Genomic DNA, 479 nt, shown 5'->3' with positions numbered 1-479 from the left:
GTGTGACGGCGGTGCGGGTGCCATGGTCGGTGAGGAGTCGGGCGAGGGTTGCGGGGAGGTCTTGTTCGTTGGTGCGGTGGACGTGGGCGCGGTAGTCGGTGAGGTTGTCCGCGAGGAGGTCGGCTGTCTGTTCGGGGGTGCGGTGCGCGTGGACGGTGAGGTAGTCGCGGGGGATGGTGGCGGGGTCGGGCGGGGTGCCGTCGGTGGTGCCGTCGAGGGCTTGGCGGATGCGGCGGAGGATTTCGGTGCGGCTGTCGGTGGTCACTGCTGACGGCCGCCTTTCTCGTTCTGCTGGCCTTTTTCGCTTTTCCCGTTCCGCGGGGTCTGCGGGGTTGGTTCGTTCTGTTCGGTGTTGTGGGCGGGCCGGGCTTTTTCGGTGTGCGGGGCTTGCTGCGTGTGCTGGGCTGGTTGTGTGTTTTGGGGCGTGGTCTGTTTTTGGTGTTGTTGCCACCATTGGCGGAAGGTGGTGGGGGGGATTT

1 protein-coding gene and 1 pseudogene are annotated in these 479 nt (G+C 66.4%); both read right to left on the bottom strand.

The window, feature by feature from the left end:
* Positions 1–265 (bottom strand): annotated as a pseudogene (locus V7E46_RS33720) (lactate utilization protein C); the annotation flags it as partial.
* Positions 262–479 (bottom strand): hypothetical protein (locus V7E46_RS33715; RefSeq protein ID WP_333771951.1); only part of this gene is annotated, 218 nt, incomplete at its 5' end. The pseudogene V7E46_RS33720 and the gene V7E46_RS33715, both read right to left, overlap by 4 nt.

Origin of the sequence: Streptomyces sp. IBSBF 2435, assembly GCF_036815005.1 — a bacterium.
Lineage (GTDB): Bacteria > Actinomycetota > Actinomycetes > Streptomycetales > Streptomycetaceae > Actinacidiphila.
This window is presented reverse-complemented; position numbering and strand designations above follow the sequence as displayed.